General features: G+C 65.1%; 16 protein-coding genes. 4 read left to right on the forward strand and 12 right to left on the reverse strand.

Features of this window, described 5'->3' with window-relative positions; translation table 11 throughout:
• Positions 1-2,799 carry a cyanophycin synthetase gene (cphA, locus tag BM125_RS11265; protein WP_092407995.1) on the forward strand — a complete coding sequence of 933 codons (2,799 nt, stop codon included), beginning with the start codon at positions 1-3 and terminating at the stop codon, positions 2,797-2,799.
• Between the two features lie 77 nt (positions 2,800-2,876).
• Positions 2,877-4,559: a Mur ligase family protein gene (locus tag BM125_RS11270; protein ID WP_245778895.1), complete on the forward strand. Its 1,683-nt coding sequence runs from the start codon at positions 2,877-2,879 to the stop codon at positions 4,557-4,559.
• Between the two features lie 18 nt (positions 4,560-4,577).
• On the opposite strand, the gene BM125_RS11275 is transcribed toward BM125_RS11270, so the two are convergent.
• The 9 genes from BM125_RS11275 to BM125_RS11310 form a co-directional block, all read right to left on the reverse strand.
• Positions 4,578-5,600, reverse strand: coding sequence for a DsrE family protein (locus BM125_RS11275; protein ID WP_092407999.1), 1,023 nt, complete (start codon positions 5,598-5,600; stop codon positions 4,578-4,580).
• 76 nt (positions 5,601-5,676) lie between these two features.
• Positions 5,677-7,845, reverse strand: a complete 2,169-nt coding sequence (locus tag BM125_RS11280; RefSeq protein ID WP_092408001.1) for a tetratricopeptide repeat protein — start codon at positions 7,843-7,845, stop codon at positions 5,677-5,679.
• A gap of 268 nt (positions 7,846-8,113) precedes the next feature.
• Positions 8,114-9,025, reverse strand: coding sequence for an alpha/beta fold hydrolase (locus BM125_RS11285; RefSeq protein WP_092408002.1), 912 nt, complete (start codon positions 9,023-9,025; stop codon positions 8,114-8,116).
• Positions 9,026-9,046: 21 nt separating this feature from the next.
• Positions 9,047-10,294 (reverse strand): choice-of-anchor Q domain-containing protein, encoded by a 1,248-nt coding sequence (locus BM125_RS11290; RefSeq protein ID WP_092408004.1) that lies wholly within the window; start codon positions 10,292-10,294, stop codon positions 9,047-9,049.
• A 129-nt stretch (positions 10,295-10,423) separates the two neighbouring features.
• Entirely contained in the window at positions 10,424-10,552 is a 129-nt protein-coding gene (locus BM125_RS20815) for a hypothetical protein (RefSeq protein ID WP_281243947.1), read from the reverse strand.
• A gap of 74 nt (positions 10,553-10,626) precedes the next feature.
• Entirely contained in the window at positions 10,627-10,851 is a 225-nt protein-coding gene (locus BM125_RS11295; RefSeq protein WP_092408006.1) for a hypothetical protein, read from the reverse strand.
• A gap of 208 nt (positions 10,852-11,059) precedes the next feature.
• Positions 11,060-12,673 (reverse strand): bifunctional AfsR/SARP family transcriptional regulator/alpha/beta hydrolase, encoded by a 1,614-nt coding sequence (locus BM125_RS11300; RefSeq protein WP_092408008.1) that lies wholly within the window; start codon positions 12,671-12,673, stop codon positions 11,060-11,062.
• Complete coding sequence (locus tag BM125_RS11305; protein ID WP_092408010.1) at positions 12,663-13,100, reverse strand: hypothetical protein; 438 nt, start codon at positions 13,098-13,100, stop codon at positions 12,663-12,665. The genes BM125_RS11300 and BM125_RS11305 overlap by 11 nt, the downstream gene beginning before the upstream one ends.
• An 86-nt stretch (positions 13,101-13,186) precedes the next feature.
• Complete coding sequence (locus BM125_RS11310) at positions 13,187-14,308, reverse strand: DUF2855 family protein (RefSeq protein ID WP_092408012.1); 1,122 nt, start codon at positions 14,306-14,308, stop codon at positions 13,187-13,189.
• A 400-nt stretch (positions 14,309-14,708) separates the two neighbouring features.
• Between BM125_RS11310 and BM125_RS11315 the strand changes: the two genes are divergently transcribed.
• Positions 14,709-16,610 carry a gamma-glutamyltransferase family protein gene (locus BM125_RS11315; RefSeq protein ID WP_092408014.1) on the forward strand — a complete coding sequence of 634 codons (1,902 nt, stop codon included), beginning with the start codon at positions 14,709-14,711 and terminating at the stop codon, positions 16,608-16,610.
• 53 nt (positions 16,611-16,663) lie between these two features.
• Here BM125_RS11315 and BM125_RS11320 read toward each other — a convergent pair whose 3' ends face one another.
• Entirely contained in the window at positions 16,664-19,009 is a 2,346-nt protein-coding gene (locus BM125_RS11320; protein WP_139224966.1) for a hypothetical protein, read from the reverse strand.
• Positions 19,010-19,564: 555 nt separating this feature from the next.
• Positions 19,565-21,655 (reverse strand): Ig-like domain-containing protein, encoded by a 2,091-nt coding sequence (locus BM125_RS11325; protein ID WP_092408018.1) that lies wholly within the window; start codon positions 21,653-21,655, stop codon positions 19,565-19,567.
• Positions 21,656-22,125: 470 nt separating this feature from the next.
• Here BM125_RS11325 and BM125_RS11330 point away from each other — a divergent pair, with 470 nt between their 5' ends.
• Positions 22,126-23,004, forward strand: a complete 879-nt coding sequence (locus BM125_RS11330; protein ID WP_139224967.1) for an energy transducer TonB — start codon at positions 22,126-22,128, stop codon at positions 23,002-23,004.
• A gap of 206 nt (positions 23,005-23,210) precedes the next feature.
• Here BM125_RS11330 and BM125_RS11335 read toward each other — a convergent pair whose 3' ends face one another.
• Positions 23,211-23,648, reverse strand: a complete 438-nt coding sequence (locus tag BM125_RS11335) for a DUF3592 domain-containing protein (RefSeq protein WP_092408022.1) — start codon at positions 23,646-23,648, stop codon at positions 23,211-23,213.
• Positions 23,649-23,819 lie beyond the last annotated feature (171 nt).

The raw sequence follows: 23,819 nt of genomic DNA on the forward strand, positions 1-23,819 counted from the left end.
ATGCGCATCCTCGATCGTTCGGTGTATGTCGGCCCTTCGGCGTTTGCGCATTTCCCGGTGATCCGCCTGGTCCTCGACCTCGAGGCGCTCGAAGCGTGGCCGACCGGCAAGCTCGGCGCGGCCTATGTCGACGCCCTGGTCGAGGCCCTGCCCGGCCTCGCCGAACACGGCTGCTCGTACCGCGAACCGGGCGGCTTCATCCGGCGCATGAAGGAGGACGAGGGCACCTGGCTCGGCCACGTCCTCGAACACGTGGCCATCGAACTGCAGAACGTCGCCGGCGAAGACGTGACCTTCGGCAAGACGCGCAGCATCGACGATCGCCCCGGCGTCTACTCGGTCATCTACGAATATGCCCAGCGCGAGGAAGGCATCGCGGCCGGCGAGCTCGCCTTGCGCCTGCTCTGTTCGCTGCTGCCGGAGCAAATCCGCCCGGCCGACAGCGTGCCCGAGGATTGGAACTGGCCCGAGGCGCGCGATGCCTTCATCCGCTACGCGCAACGCCGCGCGCTCGGTCCGTCGACCGCATCGCTGGTCAAGGCCGCCGAAGAACGCAACATTCCGTGGCTGCGCCTAAACGAGCAGTCGCTGGTCCAACTCGGCCACGGCAGGTACCAGCAGCGCATCCAGGCGACGATCACCGGGCGCACCTCGCACATCGCGGTCGAGCTGGCTGGCGACAAGGAGGAAACCAACAAGATCCTTGGCTCGCTCGGCCTGCCGGTGCCGCGCCAGGAACTCGTGCAATCGGTCGAGCAGGCTCTGCGCGCGGCGCGGCGGCTTGGCACGCCGGTGGTGACCAAGCCCTACAACGGCAACCACGGTCGCGGCATCTCGATCCGCCTGCACAGCGACGAGGAAATCGCCGACGGCTTCGCCAAGGCCCGTGAGCATTCGCGCTCGGTCATCGTCGAGACCTTCCTCGAAGGCGACGACCACCGCCTGCTCGTGGTCAACGGCGAACTGGTCGCCGCGACCCGGCGCACGCCGGGCCACGTGGTCGGTGATGGCCAGCACACGATCGCCGAACTGGTCGACATCGTGAACCAGGATCCGCGCCGCGGCGTCGGCCACGAGAAGGTCCTGACCCGTCTCGAGCTCGACGCCCAGGCCGAGATGATGATGGCGCGTGCCGGCGTGACTCCGGCGAGCGTTCCGAGCGAAGGCGAGGTGATCCACCTGCGCTCGACCGCCAACCTCTCGACCGGCGGCACCGCCACCGACGTCACCGACATCATCCATCCCGACAACCGCGACATGGCCGTGCGCGCGATCCGCGCGATCGGCCTCGACGTCGGCGGCGTCGATTTCCTCAGCACCAACATCGCCGAGAGCTACAAGGCGATCGGCGGTGGCATCTGCGAATGCAACGCCGCGCCGGGTTTCCGCATGCACGTGGCGCCGAGCGAAGGCAAGCCGCGCGACGTCGCCGGCCCGGTCATCGACATGCTGTTTCCGCCCGGCACGCCGTCGCGCGTGCCGATCGCCGCGATCACCGGTACCAATGGCAAGACCACGACCGCGCGCATGCTCGCGCATATCGCCAAGATGGCCGGCTATACGCCGGGCCTGACCACCACCGACGGCGTCTACATCGACGGCCAGCGCACGGTCGAGGGTGACATGACCGGGCCGGTCTCGGCGCGCATGGTGCTGGCCGACCCGCAAATCGACCTGGCCGTGCTCGAGACCGCGCGCGGCGGCCTGCTGCGCGCGGGCATGGGTGTGCCCAGGGTCGACGTCGGCGCCGTGCTCAACGTGCAGTCCGACCATCTCGGCATGAAGGGCATCGAGACGCTCGAACAACTGGCCGAGATCAAGCGCATCGTCGTCGAGGTGGCCGAGGAATGCGCGGTGCTCAATGCCGACGATCCGCAGGTCCTCAAGATGTCGGGCTACACCGATGCCAGGGTGATCTGCTACGTGACGATGAATCCGCAACACGGGCTCGTGCGCGAACACATCCGGGCCGGCGGTCGCGCCTGCGCGCTCGAGGCCGGCGTCAATGGCCAGATGATCACGCTGTACGACAAGGGCAGCCACATACCGCTGTTGTGGACGCACCTGATTCCGGCCACCCTCGAAGGCCGCGCCATGCACAACGTGCAGAACGCGATGGTCGCGGCGGCCATGGCCTTCTCGATGGGCATCAAGCTCGATGCGATCCGCCAGGGCCTGCGCACCTTCGACAGCACCTTCTTCCAGGCGCCCGGGCGCATGAACGTCTTCAGCGAACACCCGTTCAAGGTGCTGTTCGACTACGGCCACAACGCGCACGCGGTCGGGGTCATGGCCGACCTCGCCCAGCGCCTCGATGTCAGTGGCCGGCGCATCGTCGTGCTGGCCGGACCGGGCGACCGCCGCGACCAGGACCTGCGCGAGATCGCCGATGCCGTTGCCGGGCGCTTCGATCACTACATCTGCCGCCGCGACGATGCCCTGCGCGGGCGTGCCAGCGACGAGGTGCCGAAGCTGCAGGCCGCTCGCCTGCGCGAACTCGGCGTCGCCGAATCGGCGATCTCGGTGATCCCGGACGAACAGGAAGCGATCGAGGCCGGACTCGCCATGGGCGAAGCCGGCGACCTGTTGCTGATCTTCGCCGATGCGCTGGTGCGCTCGTGGAAGCAGGTCATCAAGTTCAAGCCAAAAGGAGTGCCCGAAACCAGGGCCCCCGAGAATATCCCTGCACCTCAAGGCGAACCCGCCGTCCAAGCCGAAGAAGCGTTCGTACCGAGCCAATGGGACGGCGTCGTCCGCGACCAGCGCGGCATCCACCTGTCGCGGGAGCAGGACGACTGAGCGCGCAGCCAACCCTGTCGTTCGAGGACTCGCGCCGACTGACCGGACCCAATCTGTACTTCAGCGAACCCGGTGCGGTGCTGGAGACGGTCGGTCCCGGTGCCGACGACACGCGCGCGATCGCCGCATGGCGCGACAACGTCCTGCGCATGCGCAGTACGCTCGGCTGGCCGGCCGCTGCGGTCAGCGTGCGTGCGCATCGCGGTGGCGTCGCCCTGGCCTTCGCCGCACCGCTCGACCAGCTGTTCACCGCCACCGAAGTCAACGAATGGGCCTGGCAGGCCGCGCGTGGCGTGGCCGAACTGTTCGCGCCGGGCCACGCCTCGGCCAGCGACCTCGAATCGGCCAAACAGATGCTGCAGCGACATGCGGCCGCCGAGCGCAATCCGGCGCTGATGGCCCTGCTCGCTGCCGCACGCAGGCGTCATGTGCCGGTCGTGCTCGACGACGACACGCTCAGCCTCGGCCTCGGTGCCACTGCGCAAGCCTGGCCGTTGTCGGCCTTGCCAGGCGTCGAATCGGTGCCCTGGGATCGGCTGCATGCGATCCCGGTCGCGCTGGTCACCGGTTCGAACGGCAAGACCACGACGGTACGCCTGCTCGCCGCGATGCTGACCGCGCACGGTCGCCGCACCGGCTTCAGTTGCACGGATGGCGTGTTCGTTGAAGACCAGGCCCTGACCACCGGCGACTACTCGGGACCGGCCGGCGCGCGCACGGTGCTGCGCCACCGCGAAGTCAAGGCCGCGGTCCTCGAAACCGCCCGGGGCGGCCTGCTCCGCCGCGGCCTCGCGATCGAGCGTGCCGACGTCGCGATCGTGACCAATATCAGCGACGATCACTTCGGTGAATACGGCATCGACGATCTCGATGGCCTGACCGAAACCAAGCTGATCGTCGCCCGTGCCCTCGACAGTCGCGGCACGCTCGTTCTGAACGCCGACGATGCGCAGTTGCGCGCGCACGCGTCCCGCCTCGACTGCCGCAAGGCCTGGTTCGCCCTCGACGACGACAACGATCTTCTGCGCGCGACGCGCGACGGCGCCGGCACGAGTTGCGGCCTGCGCGACGGCCATCTCTGGCTCAGCCACGGCCCGCAACGAACCGATCTCGGCGCGATTGCGGCGATGCCACTCAGCGCCGGCGGCCTGGCCCGCTACAACATCACGAACATGGCCGGCGCGGTGCTGCTCGCCGACGCACTGGGCATTCCCGCAGCGACCATCGCCGCGGTGCTGGCCGACTTCGGTCGCGAGCGCGGCGACAATCCGGGGCGTCTCGAACAATGGTCCTTCGGCGGCATCCGCGTGCTGCTCGACTACGCGCACAATCCCGAAGGTTTGCGCGGCCTGCTCTCGATCGCGCGCTCGCTCGGTGCGCGCGGTCGGCTCGGCCTGATCCTCGGCCAGGCCGGCAACCGTGGCGAAGCGGAGATCCGCGCGCTGGCCGCGGCGGCCGCCAGCTTCCATCCGGATCTGGTCGTGCTCAAGGACATGGAAGGCTTCCTGCGTGGCCGCGCCGCTGGCGAAGTGGCTGCGGTACTGCGCGACGAATTGCTGGCCCAGGGCCTGCCACCCGGCGCCCTGCCGACGCAGCCGACCGAGCTTGCCGCCGTGCGCCACGCCCTGGCCTGGGCCCGCGATGGCGACCTCCTTGTGCTGCCCGTGCACGCGCTGAAAGCCAAGGCCGCCGTGGTCGCCCTGCTCGACACGCTGCAAGGCCGCGCGTGGACGGCCGGCGAGACGCTCCCGGCCGACTGACTTCGAGCGGTTCCGCGATTACGGAATCAGCGAATAGCCGTCCGCCTGCAAGGTGGTCAGGGCGGTCATCGCCGACAGCGCAACGCGAACGTCGGCGCGGACGTCACCGCTCGCATATCCGGCGTGGGTCAGCGCCTGGCCACAGACGTACAGTTCGACGCCGGCTTCATGCAGCGCGCCGATCAGCGCCGCATCGGGATTGTCCCGGTCCAGGTGCTTGCGGTAGGCCGCATCGGAGAGGGCGGCGGCGGTCGCCTTGCCGTGCAGGACTACGGCGACCTTGAGCCTTTGCGGCGCAACCCCGGCCAGCGCATACAGATTGACCGCGCGCGCGGCAGCGTCGAGACGGCGCAGGATGCCGGCCGCCGTCGTCTCGCCCGAGGCCGCATCGATGACCAGACGATGTTCGAGGTTGGCCGCCGGCATCAGGGTCCCTGCCGGCATCGGGTAGACACCGCCAGCCATGGCGATACGCGGAAATCGCAGCGCCTGCGGGTCGCCGGCCGTGCTGCCAGCGGCGCTGGCGGCGGCAGACACGACGGCCAGTTGCTCGCGCACGATCGGCTCGAGGCCTTTCAGGCCCCATCTGCGACCGCTCTCGATCGCCGCTTCGAGCGGCCGCCCCTGCACAAGCGCGGCACGCATCGCGACCATCGCACCGACGCGGTTGCTCGAACCGCAATGGATCAGGGTTGGCGCATCACCGGCTGCGGCGACGAGCGCATCGAAGCGTTCGACGTTTTCGCGCGTGAGTCCGCTGCCGCCGTCGATCGGGAGATTGCGGTAGCGCATGCCAGCCTCGGTGACCGCCGCGGCCTCGTCGAAATCGGGGGTCTCCTCATCGTCGCTGAGGTCGATGACGGTGCGGATCCCCGCCTTCTCCAGCGCCGCGATGTCGGCAGCTTCGAGCCGGCCGCTGGCGATGAAGTTGGGCGCGTGGAGGCTCATGTTCGGCAGCGCATCGAGCGCCTCGGCATCGAATCCTGCGGCGGACCAGGCCGGCGCGGCAAGCAGGACAATCAACCACAGGACATGACGCATGCAAAACCTCGCTGACTTTGGTTGGGATGACATTGGGCCGGACGGCCTCGGTGTGTTGTGAGCGGACACGGACGATTCAGTCCAGGCCGGCGCGGGCCGCCTGCTCGCGTGCGGCCGCAAATTCGTCGGCCATGCGCTGCTGCAGGGCCTTCATCTCGGGATAGGCTTGCAGCGGCGCCAGGCGCGGGTCATACAACACCTGCCAACGATCGCGATAGCCCGCATCGTAGGCGGCCTGCAGGGCCCTCGCCGCCGCCTGGGGGTCGTCGCGATGAACGGCCACCATCGCTTCGATCATGTGCCGGCGCACGGCATTGCCTTCTTGCCGGATCACGATATCCGCCGTGTCGAGCAAGGGCTGTGCCCAGCGTTGCGCCTGCTCGCCCTCGCTGAGCGCGGTCAAGGCGATGACCAGCAGGCTGGCCGGATTCATCAGCTCGAAATTGCTTTCGAGCTGCTCGGGCGTGCCCGCGGCCTGCTGCAGCCACTCGACGGCGCGTGCCATGTTGCCTCGACGCATTTCGATCATGCCGCCGAGGGTCAGCATGTCGGTGTTGCCCGAGCTGGACGAGAATCGCGCCAGCTCGTCGACCAGCCCGGCCATTTGCGGAAGCATCTCGAGGCCGCCGCGACGGAACTCGATCCACTGCTGCGTGGTGTAGCGGTCGCGCGTGTCATCGGGCAGGCGCCGGGCCAGTTCGCTGGCCGCATCGAAATCCTCGATCTGCAGTTCCACATCGATCATCGTATGAAGGTTGGCTGGTCCCTGCGGATCGGAGGCCAGCGCCTTGCGCGCAGCGCGCAAGGCCGCCAGATAGTTGCGCTCGACCATTTCGAGGATTGCCACGGAGCGCAGCAAGGTGGGTTCGTCAGGCGTGATCGCGAGCACGCGCTGAAGGACTTCGCGCGCACCCTGCGGATCGCCATTGCTGGCCATCAGCTCGGCCAGGTTTACGTTGATCACCGGCTCGAGCGGATTCAGCTCGACGGCCTTGAGCAGCACTTCGTGCCTTTTCTCGACCTGGCCCATGTTGGCGTAGACGGTGGCAAGCCACATCGGCGCCATCTCGTAGCGCGGATCGAGACGCATGGCCTGTTCGAGACTGCTCTTCGCCGCCTTGTACTGGCCGGCAGTCAGGCGCAGCAGGCCCAGCGACGCCCACGCCTCGCCGAGCTTCGGGCGCAGCTCGACGGCCTTGACCGCCGCCGGTTCGGCCAGCCGGATGGCCTCCTCGACCGGACGGCGACCGTAGTCGGTCTGCAGGAGATACGTGTCGGCGAGGCCGGACCAGGCGCGCGCGAACTGCGGATCGAGTTCGACTGCCTTGGCGAAGCGGGTCTCGGCCTCTTTCAGCGAGGCCGCGCTGCGCTTGCGCCACGCCTCGCGGCCCTTCAGGTAGGCCTGCAGGGCCTCGCCGTTTTCGGTGTCGGCCTCGGCCGGTACCTCAGCCACGACACCCTCGATACGCGAAGACAATTCGTCGGCAATGGCCACGGCGATCTCGTCCTGCAGCGCGAACAGGTCCTTGTCTGGACGTTCATAGGATTCGCTCCAGACGTGAAAGCCGCTGCCGGCATCGATCAACTGCGCGGTGACGCGCACGCGACCGCTGGCCTTGCGCAGCGAGCCTTCGAGCAGCCAGCGCACGCCGAGCTGGCGACCGAGTTCGCGCATGTCCGCGGACGAACCGCGCAAGGCAAATGACGAGGTCCGCGAGGCCACCTTGAGGCCTTCGTTGCGGGCCAGGCGGTCGAGCAATTCCTCGGCGATGCCGTCGGCGAGGAATCCCTGGTCGCGCTGCGGGCTCAGGTCAGTAAACGGCAACACGCCGACCGAATTGATCGGCGCGGCACCGATCACAGTGGACTCCGTTGCGCTGCCTGCCGCTTGTTGCAGCCGCGCCGGCGCATACACACCATACAGCCACCAGGCCGTGCCAGCGACGGCGAGCAACACCATGGCCACGGCGAAAGCGGCACCGGCACGTCCGGTGACGCCGCGCTCGCGGGTCACACCGCGCGTCGACACGTCGAAGAACCACGACATCACGAGCACCACCGGAAAGCCCAGGACCACGCCAAGCACGGTCCAGGTCAATGCCCACGGCGGCAGACCGAGCGGTTCGAAGGTGATTTCCGCGGCCTGCAGGACCACCCAGCCAACGACGGCGTAGGCGATCCCGGCACGTACCACGCGGCGGCGCTTCAGTTCGGCCCAGGTTTCACGGAGTAGCGAGCGCTCCATTGGTATCCATGGTTCGGCAGCAATTCGGCCGTTCGCATCGGCTCACCGCTCGACAGTGACGTACCGGAGTATCCCGTGCGGGACTCCCACTGGCGATGCGGCGCCGAGCTGGCCGCAACAAGGGCGTACCGGTCCGAGAAGGGTGCATGGTACACCGGCATGACGCGATGACGGATCGGCTTGCCGGTTTCGCCGGCACGCGAGCGCATGCCGCGTGCGCTTCGCCAGCATGCAAAGCGCAGGCGACCCGGGTCGGCGAGGATATCTGTCAGCGCGCGAGGAAGCGCTGCACCGCTTCGAGCAGGACTCGCGACGCCGGCTCATGCTCGAGCAGCAGGTGGTTGGCGCTGTCGAGCGTCACGAACTCCGCATTCGGTATCGAAGCCGCCAGGCGCCGACCGGTCGCGTGTGGAATGCGTTGGTCGCCGCGGCTGTGCAGCACCAGGGTCGGCACGCGCAGTTCGGCCAACCGGTGGCGCACGTCGATCGTGGCGAACGCGTCGAGAAACCGCGCCGCGTTGAATGGCGAGGTCGTGCGCCGCTGGAAGTCGTCGAACCAGGCCAGCTCGGCATCGGTCGCGGTCGGCATGAAGGTTTGCGAGAAAAGATGGCGATAGGCCGGATCGTCACTGCCCCAGCCCGCTTCGATCAGCACGCGGATTGACTCGCGTTCGCGGATGTCCGCGACGCTCGCGCCGTGTCGCCAGCCGGCATCGTAGCCACCAAACAGGATCAGGTGTGACACGCGTTGAGGGTGCCTCGCTGCATATTCGATCGAGACCGCTGCGCCCTGGCTGATGGCGAGCAGGGCGAAGCGTTCGAGTCCGGCCGCGTCGACGACCGTCTCGAGGTCGGTGACAAAGGTCTCGAAGCTGATCTCGGGCACGCGCCAGTCCGACAGCCCGCAGCCGCGCTCGTCGTAGCGAACGAATCGACGGTCGCGGGTGAGTTCGCGGAACAATGGACTCCAGATTGGCGCTTCCCAGTCGAGCGCCAGATGCGAGAGCCAGTTCGCCGCCTTGACGATCGGCGTCCCGCCGGCGGGACCGACCGCGGTCCAGGCCAGCGACGCGCCGTCCGTCGCGTGCACGAAGCGGATGTCCTGGCCGTACTGGAAGGTGCGGCCAGTGACGCGGTCTCGGTCCAGACTCGCTGCGCTCGGGAGGACGGACAGGGGCATCAGCGGTTCCGGAGTCCGCGATCAGTTCGATGGAGGGAGCTGGTCGAATCCGTTCTTGAAGAGCCTGTCGTCGCGCTCGAAAGCGCCGGCGTCGCAGCCGACCGGTCCGATTCTTTCGACGCCGCGTTGATCCGCCTCCAGGCAGGACTCACCGTCCCCGGCACCGATTGCGGCGCTTCCCGACAGAAGGGCATGTGTCGCCGTGACGCCGCCGTTGTCGGCGAGTGTGCCGAGCACGGGATCGCCGAAGATCTGACTCCCGCAATTCCCGGTCCCCCTCAACAGGCCGATCGAGGTGTACGAGGACGATCCGCCACTCAATACGCAGTCATCGCCGTTGTTGCCGGCGAAGATGCTGTTGATGAGAGTCGTATCGGACTCGAACGCGAACAGGCCACCGGCCGTGCCGCCGCTTCCGTTGCCGGTGACGGTAATGTGCACGGCGGTCAGCGTGCCCCGGTTCTGGATGGCACCTTCCCTGACCGAGGCGCCGTTGTCGGTCGTGTTGGCGCTGAACGTGCTGTTTACGAGCGTGGCGTCGCCGCTGTTGAAGATCGCGGCACCGCGATGCGAGACATTGTGGTCGAAGGTCGAGCGTTCGACGTAGAGTTCCGCACCCCCGGTGTTGCGGATCGCGCCGCCACCGAACGAGTTGTTGGGCCCTGATTGATTGCCATCGAGGCGGCATTCGCTGAGATTGAGCGTGCCGGCATTCAGGATGCCGCCGCCGATGCCGCTGCCAGACAAGACGCCGTTGCTGATACGCACGCGCACGAGCGTCAGCTCACCGTTGACGCCAAGGTTGAAGCCGCGCACGTCCGCGCCGCCCTTGATCTGCACGAGTGCGTTGTCGGCGCCGGCCGCCGGATCCGATACGCTGCTGCCATCGATCGTCAGCGCCCGGTCGACGGCGATCTCGCTGTCCAACTGGATCGAAAAGCGGGACGCAAAGCGGATCGTGCCGCCTGCGCACGCATCGGTCACAGCCTGGCGTAGCGAGCCGGTGCCTGAATCGCCGGCGTTGCTCACGATCGCGTTGGTCACGCAACCGAGGACGCCCTCGCCAGCGTCGGTGACGCTTGCGGATGCGACCATTCCGCCATCGTTGGCACCCACGGGATGGGCATCGATGCTGGGCGCCCACAGGCCGACCGTGCAGGTCGCAGCGAGCAGCAGGGTGAGGGAGTGACACGGCTGCGTCCGTCGGTTCGAGGTCGTCGAGGCTCGGTCCGCACTGCCGGTGGGAAGGGATGCATCAGTCATGTTCATGGTGGAACTCCGGAATGAATGATCGAAGAAGAAACGTCCGCGACTCGCAGTCGACCGATGGCGCTATCGGAACATTCGATCGTTTGAGCCAGCGAGGTAGCGAGCGTGGTAACGATCGGTGCGCCTCGGTTACTTCGCCCCGATGGTCGTGCCGCCGTCGAAGGCGATTGCGAGATCGCCGCGACCGTCGGCTTCGAGGTCGGCGACGGCGCGAACGATGCGCGAGGCGATGTCGGCCGGCGCATGCGAGGGAGACACAGGCGCGTCGGCCGCGCCCGCGCCATTTGCCGCGCCGGGTACTTCGACCCCGAGGATGGCGGCTGGACGTGCGCTCAGGCCGCCCGCTGTATGGGTGTGCTCGAAAAGGACGCTGGATCGGACCCGTCCTCGTGACCGTGCCGCGCATCGCCGCGCCCTTGCGCAAGCCAGGCGCTGAGGGCGTCGCGCGCACGACGATCGTTCTTGACCAGAAACAGGGCCGACATCGGATCGACGAACTCCACCGCGGTGCTCTGGCTCTCGGCGCCCTTGGCATAGGCGAAGATGCAGGAAATCATGGTGCTACCTCGAATCAGGGAGCCCGATGAGCGGGCGATGCACGGTCCATTGGGCTCCCGCACCGTGTGATCCAGCGTGGGAACGAGCGTGGAAATTGCGCTTGAACGCAGGCCATCGAAGGATTCGGGGGAAATGCGACGTTTCCGCAGGGCCTGGCGACCGCCATGGCGTCGCCACCGGTGCGAAGCCGGTGCGGCCAGGCCCGTATCAGCGGGCGAGGAATCCGCGCACCGCCGAGAGGAACGCGTCCGAGGCCGGTTCGCGTCCGAGCAGCAGATGGTTGGAACTCTCGAGGCCGACGAACTCCGCGTCCGGGATGTTCGCCGCGAGTTCCCGGCCGACGCCGAGCGGAATGCGCTGGTCGCCGCGGCTGTGGATCACCAGGGTGGGTACGTGCAGCTCGGCGAGCCGGTGGCGCACGTCGATGCGTGAAAACGCCTCGAGGAAGCGGACGGCGTTCTTCGGAGAGGTCGTCCGGCGCTGGAAATCGTCGAACCAGGTCAGTTCCTCGTTCGTCGCGCTCGGCATGAAGCTCTGCGAGAACAGATGCCGATAGGCGGGGTCGTCGCGGCCCCAACCGGCTCCGGTGAGCACCATGATCGCCTCGCGTTCGCGCGTTTCCTCCGGCGTGGCGAGATGGCGCCAACCGGCGGCATAACCGCCGAAGAGGATCAGGTGGGAGACGCGCTCGGGATGGCGCGCTGCGTATTCGATCGAGACCGATGCGCCCTGGCTGATGCCGAGCAAGGGGAACCGTTTGAGCCCCGCTGCATCGACGACCGCCTCGAGGTCGCTGACGAAGGTTTCGAAACCGATGTCGGCGACCTCCCAGTCCGATAGCCCGCAGCCGCGTTCATCGTAGCGAATCAGGCGCCGATGCCGCGCAAGGTCGCGAAAAAGCGGGCTCCAGATCGGTGCTTCCCAGTCGAGTTCGAGATGCGAGAGCCAGTTCGCGGCCTTGACCAGCGGCGGATTGTCTTCGGCGCCGACGGTGGCCCAGGCCAGCGACACGCCGTCTCCGGCCTGCACGAAGCGGACGCGCTGGCGGATGCGCAGCGAGCGGTCGGCTTCTTCGTCGGACAGCGGGTGCTGACGCGGCGACACCTCCGTCGCTACGGGCTCGCTCGGCCATGCCGGCGGCTGCAGATTGGCGCCGACGAAGCGCTCCGTGAGCGCTGCACGCGTGGCATCGGCCGCCTCGATGCGGCCGGCCTTCAGCCGCGCGGTCACGGCGCAGATCGCTGCATCGCGTTCGAACGGCGCGTCCTCGAGCCAGGCATCGGCCCATCCGATCACCTCCTCGACCGGAAGACTCTCGTCGGTCGCCAGCCTGCGCGCGATCCGCGTGCGCAGCCGAACGACCTCCATGCGCTCGCGCACGAGCCAGGCGCCGAACTCGTCCTGGTTCGACAGGTCACAGTCCTGCAACAGGGTTTCACGACAGGCCTTCCAGGCGGCTTCGAGCGCTTCCGCGCCGGCACTCTCGTCGTTCACGCGCTGTCCGATGGCGTGGATGTCGACTTCGATGTGACCCATGTCGATGGCGACGCGCTCTCGATCGGCGACGATGCACGGGGCCTCATCCTGTCCGAGCACGCCACGCAGCTTGCTCAGCGACCAGCGCAGCGCACCGCGCGGATCATCCGGCACGTCCCAGAACAGTTCACACAGCCGTTCGCGGCGTTGCGGCGCGCCGGACAGGACCAGATAGCCGAGCAGCGAGCGCGTCTTCCGTGACGGCGGAATTGCCAGTTCGCGACCCGAAGCGAAGACCTTCAGGTCTCCCAGGGTCTGGATGCGCAGCGAAGGCTCAGTCGTCATCGGGGGCGATCTCGTTCTTCCCTGGGTCCATGTGCTGCCCTGCAACCACGGCAGCTTTCGTGGCCATTCCGATCCGCAAGCATGCCTCCATCCGGATGCGGAATCCATCCCGGCATCTGTCTTCGGGACGGGTGGCCACCGATGCATCCGCATGCAGATTGATTGATGCGTCGTCCCTCCGCCCGATGCGCGTATCCGGGAATCGCGGAAAGGATGGCTGGGCAAATCCGTCGACCAGGATAGGATCGGCGAACGCAACCGCACCGACGACGGATGCGGCGCCAGGCGACGACACTCTGGCTGGCGGCTTCGAGATGACTGGGCGGTTGCAATCTACCATTGCCAACCATGCAACTTCAGTCTCGACTCGGTGCCTGAGCCGGCTGTCGGTGCGGGTGCCGCTATGGATGCCGATCGTATTGCCCATAGGGTCGGTCTGGGGCGAGGGCTGCGCTTCGCCCTCGCGAATTCCGCACACGCCCGACTGCGGTGCGCTGCGCTCGTCCGGAGGCGTCAGGGCATTGTCGAAGGCATGCGCACGATATGTCCCGCCCGTGGATCCATGTTCCCGGCGACGAGGTCGGCTATCAGCGCCTGTGCCGATTCGAAACCGTCGTGTTCGACTACGTGCATCCAGTCGTTGCCCGGGTCGCTGAGCTTGCCGATGAATCCGCGCTCGGCCGCGCTGAAGCGTTCGTTGTAGCCGGCCGCTCCCCAATCCTGCGTGCGCTTGCGGATCTGCTCGGGGGCGAAGAAGAACGCCGGCCGCGGCCCCGGCAAGGTGCTGGAGCCGGACTGCATCTCGGTGGTCTGGGTGAAGCCGACCAGGCAGTCATGCACCAGCTGTTCGCCGAAATGGCCGTGCACACGCGCGCGCAGTGCGGCGTCGCCTGAGAAATCGAGGTACAGGGTGGGTCGGTCGGGCGCAATGTCCCCGAGGCGATCGTAGGCCAGCGCGCGTGCATAGCAGCCGAGCGCCGCGACGAAATCGAGATTCCCGGCCGAAGTCAGGGCCACGCATTCGACATCGGCATGTGCATGCAGCCAGTCGGCGGCGGCGTAAGCCGTTTTGCTCGACGCACTCGAAACAACGAGCCGCTGCGCGCCGAAGAAAGCATTGTCCTGCAGGTAATCGGCCAGCATCCAGGAGGTGACGAACAACGGGCGCAACAGGGCCTGGTAGTTTTCGAGCGCAGGCGAATAGGCCGGGTCGGCGCTGCAGCGCGTGTAGAAGTTGTATGCCGAAGTCAGCGACTGGCGATGCGGCATGCCGTCGAAGAAGCCGCGCTCGCTGAGGCGCTGCGGGCGCATGCGCAAGACATTGGCGATCGGTAAGAAGCCGTAGTAGCGCTCGCCGACTGGAATCTCCGCCACGCTGGATTCGACCACGTCGGCGAATCCCCAGACCGGCATCTGCGCCCAGTCCGCATCGCCGGTCGGGAAGAACGACCAGTAGTGGATCGGCGCTTCGCCGAAGGTCAGGTAGGTGACGTTGTTGGTCGTGATCGCGAACCGGCCGATGCGCACGGTGATCTCGCCGTCCGGCAGCGGCGGCAGCGGTTCGCTGGCCAGGCGCGATTGGCCGAGAGCGCCCTTGCGCGATTGCAGGCGGATGAGGGTCTCGATCGCGGTCATGTCGGCCTTCCTGACATTGGGTCGCGCAGCTTAGCCTCGTTCCAGTCCAACGAGAAATGCGCCATGGCCACCCTGTTCCCTCCTGACGCGCAGAGTGGACCAAAGGATTCCGTTCGTTGTGAGCCGAGTCTGTCCTGAACCTGTCGAAGCGAACAATGGCCGGTGATTCAACTTGAGCGGCAAGCAATCTGAGCTCATCCTTCGACAGACTCTGGACGAACGGATCGTTGCATTCGGTACCGCCGAAGAACCATCGGCTTACATTCATTGTGCGCCGAGCCTTCTGTGGTTCGGCCCCGGACCTGATCCAGGGACCATCTGCCTGGCCTCGCCGGTCACCGCCGTCGAGGCCAGCAGGCAACCTCTGCTAACCTGTTCCCATCAACGGCAGGAGCACGTCATGAGAGCGAATCTGGCCACCCTTTCCGGCGCACGCATCGGCCTCGGTCTGATCGCGCTGGTCTCCTTTTCCTCGAGCACGGCACTGGCCCAGCGCACGGTCAAGCCGGTCCTGCACGGCGAGCACTGGATGGCGATCACCGGCAAGCCCTTGGCGGCGACCGCCGGCGCGCTGACCTTCAACCGTGGCGGCAATGCGGTCGACGCGGCCTGCGCGATGCTCGCCGCGACTTCGACGATGTGGGACACGCTGAGCTGGGGCGGCGAGACCCAGGCGTTGATCTACAACCCGCACACGGGCGAAGTGAAAGGCATCAATGCACTCGGCGTCGCCCCGACCGGCGCCACGCCCGAGTTTTTCCACAAGCAGGGCATGGTCTACCCGCCCGAGTACGGCCCGCTCGCCGCGGTCACGCCCGGCACGCCGGGCGGCCTGATGGTCATGCTGGCCGAGTACGGCAAGCTGAGCCTGGCCGAGGTGCTGGCGCCGGCGATGGAGATGGCCCGGGGCTATCCGATCGAAAAGTCGCAGGCCGACAACATCGAGTCGCGACGCGAGTTGCTGGCCACCTGGCCTGGTTCGAAGAAGGTCTTCCTGCCGCACTTCGACGCGAACGACACGAGCAAGCGCGCCGCGCCGGAGGCCGGTGAAATCTTCCGCCAGCCCGAGCTGCTGGCCACGCTGCAGAAGCTCGTCGACGCCGAAGCCGAGGCACTGGCCGCCGGCAAGACGCGCAAGCAGGCGATCCAGGCAGCATACGACCGCTTCTATCGCGGCGACATCGCCCAACAACTCGTCGCCGGTTCGGCAAAATTCGGCGGCCTGATGACGATGCAGGACCTCGACCGCTGGCAGGTCCACATCGAGGAACCCGTCACCACCAATTACAAGGGCATCGACGTCTACAAGCTGACCACCTGGGTGCAGGGTCCGGTCATGCTGCAGGCGCTCAACATGCTCGAGAAGATCGACATCAAGAGCATGGGCTACAACAGCGCGCGCTACATCCACACGCTGTACCAGGTCATGAACCTGGCCTTTGCCGATCGCGATTTCTATTACGGCGACCCGTACGTGCCGCCGGTCGAACCGATCGCCGGATTGCTGTCGAAAAAGTATGCCGACCAGCGCCGCGCCCTGATCAACCCCGAGCGCAACGACGTCAGCATCAAGCCGGGCGATCCGTATCCGTTCCAGAACGGCAAGAACCCCTACCTCGACTTGCTCAAGAAGTGGCAGCCGAATCCCCCCAAGGCGATCGCCGAAGGCGCCGAAGGCTTCCAGCAATCGAGTCTGATGACGCCGGACGAAGCCTTCCTCGCCGGCACCACCTCGATCCAGGCCGCTGATGCCGAAGGCTGGGTCGTATCGGTCACGCCGAGCGGCGGCTGGATCCCCGCCTTCATTCCCGAGGGCACCGGCATTGGCCTCAGCCAGCGCATGCAGAGCTTCGTCCTCGATAAGGCGATCAATCCGTTCAACGTGGTCCAGCCGGGCCAGCGCCCGCGCGCCACGCTGACCCCGAGCCTCGCGCTGAAGGACGGCAAGCCGCTGATGGCCTTTTCGGTCCAGGGCGGCGACACCCAGGACCAGAACCTGTTGCAGTTCTTCCTCGACATGGTCGAGTTCAAGATGAACGTGCAGCAGGCCGCCGAAGCGCACAACATCCTGAGCTACCAAATGCAGAGTTCCTTCGGCGCGCACCAGTCAGAACCGGGTCGCGTCCAGGTCACGCCCCGCGTCTCCGAATGGGACCGCGCCGAACTCGGCCGCATGGGCTACAAGGTCGAAGTCGTCGAGCGCACCTACAGCCCGATCACCGCGATCTGGCTGGATCAGAAGCATGGGACGCTGTGGGGTGGGGCAAGTGAGCAGGGGGATGATTATGGGATTGCCTGGTAGACAGACCCCTGCATCCTCACGTAGCGCGATTGGATCGCGCGTAGCGACGGCGCTCAGTCACCGTCCTGGTCGAAACCGTTCTTGAACAGGAGATCCGTTCTGAAAAGGCTGACGAGATTGGCTGCGGGTTGTCCCACGATCAGGGTATCGCGGGCTGCGTCATAGACCTGCACCATCTTCTGCCCACCCTGCGCTTCCATTCCGCGGACGCTGTTTTGCGCCGAGATCGGTCCAGAAAGGCCAACGGAACCTCGACCCATGCTCACGGCTCCCGCCATCTCGATTGCTCCGTTGTTCCAAAGCGAACTGGCCACCAGATAATTGCCATTGCCTAGCGCGAACACCCCGCCCCAACCAATGGCATCGCCGGCCTGGGTACCAATCAGGGAATTTGCCGCCGAGACTTCGCCCGAAAGGCCTGTATTGCCATTGGCCCAGCTCACCGCCCCGGCCAATACGATGGCACCGTTGCTCCATTCCGGACTACTGACCACATAGTTGCCGTTGCTGAGCGGTTTCACTCCCAGACTTCCCACGTGGTCATCTGTGTTGACCCCGACCAGGGAATTCGCTGAAGAAACCTCACCCGAAAGACCAGAGCTGCCATTGGCCCACGTTACTGCGCCTGCATTGGCGCTCGCGCCGTTGTGCCAGTAGGGACTGGTGATCACGTAGTTGCCGTTGATGAGCGGCGTGACGTTATTACCGATACGATCGCCCGCGAGGGTTCCGACCAGGGAATTGGCCACTGAGACATGACCCGAAAGGCCAGTGTTGCCGTTGGCCCAGGTGACTGCCCCGGCTCCGCTGCCCCAACCGTCGCTGCGCACGACGTAGTTGCCGTTGTTGAGCCCAATCACGTCGGTGCCAACCATATCCTCCGAAGACGTGCCGGTCAGAGAATTGGCCGCCGTGACTACGCCGATCAGGCCCGTGTTTCCATTGGCCCAGGTCACTGCCCCGACATCCAAATTCGCGCCGTCGTCCCAGTTGGGGCTCTTTACGACACAGTGACCGTTGCTCAGCGCTGTCACGCCTCCGCTGCCGACGAAGCTATCCTCTATCGTCCCGACCAGGGAATTGGCAACCGAGACGTGACCTACCAGACCCGTGGTGCCATTGGCCCATGTCACAGCCCCCCCATTCACGATTGCACCGTTGTGCCAATTGGGGCTGGACACCACGTAATGACCGTTGCTGAGCATGGTCACACTGCCGCCAACCGAGTCTCCCGCTTGCGTTCCGATCAGGGAGTTAACCTCCGAGATTTCGCCTACCAGACCCGTGCTGCCATTCACCCACGTCACCGCGCCAACATTTGCCACGGCACCGTTCGACCAAAAGGGGCTCTTCACGAGGAAGTGTCCGCTGTCGAGCGCAGTGATGCCGTCGTAGTTATAGCTGACACGATCGTTTGTGGAACTCCCCACCAAGGAGTTGGCCGCCGAAACCGCGCCCGATATGCCTACGGTGCCGTTGGCCCAAGTCGCCGCTCCAGCGTCGGTGCTGGCACCATTGTCCCAAGCAGTGCTGCTAACCACATAGTTGCCGTTGCTGAGCGGGGTCACGCCATTTCCGCCGACGTAGTCCTGAGGTGTAGTACCAACCAGGGAGTTGGTCTGCGAAACCTCACCCGACAGACCCGTACTACCGTTGGCCCAGGTTGCCGCCCCGGCATCGACGATCGTGCCGTTGTCCCAGAAGGGGCTGGAAACCACATAGTTGCTGTTGGTCAACGCGGTTACTGCCAAGTAACCAGAGCGGTAGCCAATGCGGTCGTTTGCCTGGGTCCCAACCAGGGAGTTGGCTGCCGAGACCTCGCCCGACAAGCCGGTCTCTGCATTAACCCAAGTCACCGCCCCGGCATTCGTGTTGAAGCCGTTGTCCCATTCGGGGCTGGATACGACGAAATTGCCATTGCTCAGCAGAATCACACCCCCACTTCCGACATTGTCGTCTGCGGAGCTGCCAATCAGGGAGTTGGCCGCCGATACTGCGCCCGACATCCCCGTCCCGCCACTGACCCAGGTAACCGCCCCAGCAGCCGCATTTGCGCCATTGCGCCAATTTGGGCTGCTCACGACGAAATTTCCATTCGCGAGCACAGTGATCGTGCTACCCACCAAATCGTCGGAATTGCTGCCGCTGTAAACGCTGATCTGATTGCCCGTCGGACTGTACAGGTAGACTCGACCTGCACCTGAGGCTCCCCCAGTCGGATCAATGACAACGAAATTGCCATTGGGCAGCAGCGCAACTGATGCGCCGAAGTCGACGCTGCCTGCTGGACCGGGAATATCCACCTGCTGCGCACTGGCCGCTGCCGCACCACCTATCAGGACCAGGCTGGCCAGCCCACGGATCCACGCGCCCACACTCGCTTTAACGAACATCGCCATCTCCCTATTTTTGTGGGGTCCCTTGCTTGCCAGGTGAACTTTGCAGACAAATCGACTCAGTCGCGGCCCGCTTCTCGGCTTCAAGGCGCTTAGCCTAGCCCAGATTTCAATTCGTGATTCTATGTTGGACCGCAGCCAATGAAAATGTCGAGAGCGGTAGCGAGGGCTAACACCGTTGCGGGGAGCTTGGAATTTCCAATCCCCATCGAACGATGCTGACAGTGCAACAGGCCGCCGAAGCCCACAGCATCCTGAGCTATCAGATGCAAAGCTCGTTCGGTACCCACCCTTTCGAATCGGGCCGCCTCCAGCTCACCGGCCGCGTTTCAGAACGGCACCCAACCTAACTCGCCCGAATGGGCTACAAGGTCGAAGTCTTCGAGCGCACCTTCAGCCCGATCACGGCGATCTGGCTCGATGAGAGCGGGGCTCCAGGGTCAGGTCTACTCTCGTACCATCTCTGGAATCGAGGGATCAGAGTCGGGGTCAGAGACCGTTATCAGATCAGTAACGGTCTTTGACTCCGTTCGTGATTCCCTCAATCCCCTCTCTGAATCAAGCGCAATCCGCCGGGTTTCGGCGCTTCAGGGCGAACATCGCCAGTGCGATACATCCCAGTAGCATTGCCAGCTCACCCAAGCCACCAAGCGAAGGCACCGCCACCACCATAGCTGCGCCGGCAGCAATGCTTATGGTGAAGCTTCCGGTTGCCTGCAGTGGCCCGGAACCGACGCTGCTATCTGTGACTGTGATGTCGAATGCATAATCGCCAAGAGATGTCGGCGTACCAGAAATCGCGCCCGTGGCCTGATCCAGCGTCAATCCGGGAGGCAGCGCTCCGCTGACGCTGAACTGATAGGGTGCAGTTCCCCCGCTAGCGGCGATCGTGACGGGCCCATAGGCTTGACCAGCCAGCCCCAAGGGAAGTGCCCCAGAGCCCGGCGACAACGACAGCGCAGAAGCCTGGATATCCAGTGATACCAGCGCACTGTCACAAATTGCGTCATCGGGCGACGGAAGGCAGAGCGCATAGCCAAAGCTGTCGCTGCCGTAATAACCGGTATTGGGTGTGTAGGTGAAGCTGCCATCGCCAGATAGCGACAGGGAACCCGAAGTCGGCAAACTGGAAACCGTGTAGTTGCCTCCAGTCGGATAGATGTCGTTGCCTGCCACGGTTGCAGTCAGGATACCGTTCTGCCCCATGGTGAACGAGTCGTCATTCGCCTTCGGCGCCACCGCGATCCGAACCAATGCGGTATCGCAGACCGGAGCCGCACTCGTGTCGCAGACCTCATAATCGAACTGATCGACACCCGTGAACGCCGCTGCGGGTGTGTATGTACACCCCGACGTTGTACAGTTTGCGCTGCCGTTGACGGGCGCACTGAACAAAGAAAGAGTGCCAGGATCCAGCGGTGCCCCGCCGGCGGCGGTCCCGTCATTCAGCAGGACATCGATCACGATCGCCTGCTCGAATGGCGTGCTTGCCTCATCGTCCTGCAGGAGCAGGGCATTGGCCACTGTGGTGGTTGCCGATGCCGAATCATTGCCTGTTATGAAGTCATTGTCGGCATGGGCCGTCCAGGTTGCACTCAGGGTACTGTTCGGCGTGACATTGGAATCGGTCGCAGTGACCAGCACAAAGCTGCCGGTGCCATTGGGAACCGCCGCTGCGGTGCACGTCAGCGTGCCGGTCGCGCCTGCCGCGGGCGTCGAACAGGAGAATCCGGCCGGTGCAGCCAGCGATACAAACGTGGTGCCCGCAGGCACTTCGCCCTGCACGAGGGAGTTGCTTGCGTCATTATTCCCTGTTGCGACCAGCTCAGCGTTCCAGGTGACGTTGTTGCCAGCCGTGACCGGATCCGGGGTCGCCGACAGGCTGATGGCCTGGTCGGCGCCACTGCAACCTGTAAAGGGCGAATCGACCCAGTTGGACGTGTTGCCGGTCAGCGCGAAGTTGTTGAGCAGACCGTCCAGGCCGTTGCCCGTAGTATCTGGCAACGTCGTCAACCCGGTGTTGTCAGCGCCTGGCGTGCCGACCTCGAAATCGTAGAGAAGATCCGGAATTACGCCCTCCAGGCAGAACTCGCTTGCAACGACGGCAACCTGCTGGTCGGTGAGTGCGGTCGGCCACAGAGCCAGGTCGTCGAGGGTTGCATTTATCGGCTGCAGGCCGTCGGTACGCGCTCCCAGAGTGAAGAGATTGTCGTTTCCGAAAGTGCTGCCGCCTCCGCTCACTGTGGCGGCCACTCCCTCGACAATCAGGCTGACCGTCTGTGTCCCGGCATCCCAGCGCGCGGCGAAGCTGGACCACTGGCCAGACGTCAATGGTTGGGATGCCAGTGAGTGGGTCGTGCCACCGACGGTCACGTAAAAGTACAGCGCTCGAGTGTTCGAAATAAGAATGCTGACGAAATGCGTCGTATCTATCTGCACGAACATAACGCGGCCATTGGCAGATGCATCGGGCCGAATACGACCGGTGAATGTGAAGTCGGCGTTGGGAAAATTGCTGAATGGCGCAGGCACTGCTGCCGTGACGTAGTCATTGCTGCCGTCGAACTGCAGCGCCGTCGCATGCGCTGTAGACGACAAGTTGCCTATAACGACCGCCACCACGAACCCAAGTAGATGCAACGTCTTCATTTGTCCCCTGATACATGAGATACACGCAGTGAGAGCCCGGATGCCCGCACGCAGTGAGAGCCCGGATGCTCGCACGCAGTTTGCAGGATGACAAGCATCCGGCCGTGGGCAACATGACTCCAGGATCAGGATTACCTTAGTACCATTTCAAGCGGAGCCCGTTGTGAGGACGGGATGGGGGCTGGAGCGCACACGAACGTGACCTCGTCTCCCCCGCTGCCAATGCAGCAAATGACCCAAACTCCGGGTGGATGGCAGCGTCAGGTCTATCTGCGTACCATTTCGAGCGGAGACCATGGCTGAAGCGGACAAGTCCATCCGCCCGCCTCCTGCGCTGACCTTGCGGGAACAGGTTCGCCGGGAGGTTTGGATATAATGTGGACGAAGCAACAAAGCGTCAGGCAATTTCTCGGCTGCGTACGTGAATGGATCGACTTGAGGATAGTGCAATGAATGCAAGCAGGGTAGCGGTGCGCTTCGTGTTGATGGTGACGTTGGCATGGGTCGCGACTTCCGCCTGGGCCGGCGGTGCGAGCGAGCTGCGCAAGCAGGCCGAAGCCAGCGTGCTGCTGACCGGAACCGTGGAAGTGGCTCCGGACGGCTCCTTGCGGAGCTACCGGCTGGATCATCCGGAAATGATCGATGCGCCCGTGCTTGAGCTGATCGATCGCAACGTCAAGCGCTGGTCGTTCGAGGTCGACTCTGTGCCGGAGGGCCTGCCCGCCAGTGCCACCATCGTCAATTCGATGAGCATTCTGGTCGTGGCCAAGAAGCTCGAAAACGACGCCTATGCGCTGCGGCTGGCCGGTTCGTATTTCAGTCCGAAGGATCAGCAGCCCGGCACCGAACTCGCGTACAAGCGCCATATGCCGCCGACCTACCCCTTCGACGCCGTTCGCGCCCGGGTTACCGGGAAGGTCTACCTGCTGGTCAAGGTGGGTCGGGACGGCACGGTCGAGGATGCGATGGCTGAACAGGTGAATCTCGGTGCCGTGGCCTCGACTGAAAAGGAAATGGAACGCTGGCGAAACGTCCTGGCTGCATCGGCGCTGAGGGCGGTGAAGCAGTGGACGTTTACCGTTCCGACGCGGGGCGAGCCGGCAGACCAGCCCTACTTCCTTGCCCGCGTACCGGTTGAATACAGTATCCATGGCAGTAGGACGGCCAAGCCGAGGAAGTATGGCGAATGGGCGACTTACATCCCCGGGCCCCGCCATCCGAATTCCTGGGAAGCAGTCGAAGACAATCCCGGTTTTGCGCCCGACGCCCTGGCAGCCAATGGGAGCATGTACACCGGCGGTGGCTTGCGCCTTAAGTCTCCCCTGCAGGGAACGGTCGACGGCGGCTAGGGCGCTTCGTTTGCCCTGAAACGGTTGTGAAGCGTGGTCGGGTGCCTGCGTGCAGTTTCGTCGTTGCCGCTCGTGCCAAGCGCCTGAGTCGAGCGACCTCGCTTCGCTTCATCTACTGCGCCATTGAAGCGTGGATGCGGCGAAGCAGAAGCGCCCTCATCCCCCTTCGGGACCTTCTCCCGCCAGCGGGAGAAGGGAGACATCGATCAATCGTCGCTGCTCGACCACAACACGCTTTCGGGCCGGCTCGAGGTCAAGCTGCCCGTGAGGCCACCGACTCCGAGCAGCAGGAATGTGACCGGTCCCAGTAGATCGATGAGCCAGCTGTCTTCGCGGGCGTCGACTGAATTGTCCGGCAGGTAGCGCAACGACTGGGGATCACCGGGTTTGCTGTGGAATATCCACGCGGTTCCCCATTGCGTGTGCATTTCCAGCGGTGGCCCACCGGAGCGTGGCGTGTAGCGGACTTGCGTCCTTTCGGACAGGTCGAAGCCATCCTCGCCATGGGTCAGCTGGCGGTCGACGGCGATGACTTCGCCGCTGACCACTTCGCCATGGCGTCGAAACTCGATCGTGCGCTTGGCCATGTAGGCCGAGCCGCACAGGCAGACAATGCCGATAGCCAGGGAGAGGAACCGGTTCAAGCAACCTCCGCAATCACCGAGCAGGGCGATGGTAGCGCTTGCGGGGGGCTGGCTGGCATGGAGTCCAAGCCGCCGCGGCGAGGTTCGGTTCGCATTTCCTGTCCGCCTGCATGGCCGCCAGGTCCGCGCACGCACCCCTGTTGCCGAAGGTCCGGGCCGCTGCCCCGGTAC

It is taken from the genome of Dokdonella immobilis (assembly GCF_900115085.1).
Classification (GTDB): Bacteria; Pseudomonadota; Gammaproteobacteria; order Xanthomonadales; family Rhodanobacteraceae; genus Dokdonella; species Dokdonella immobilis.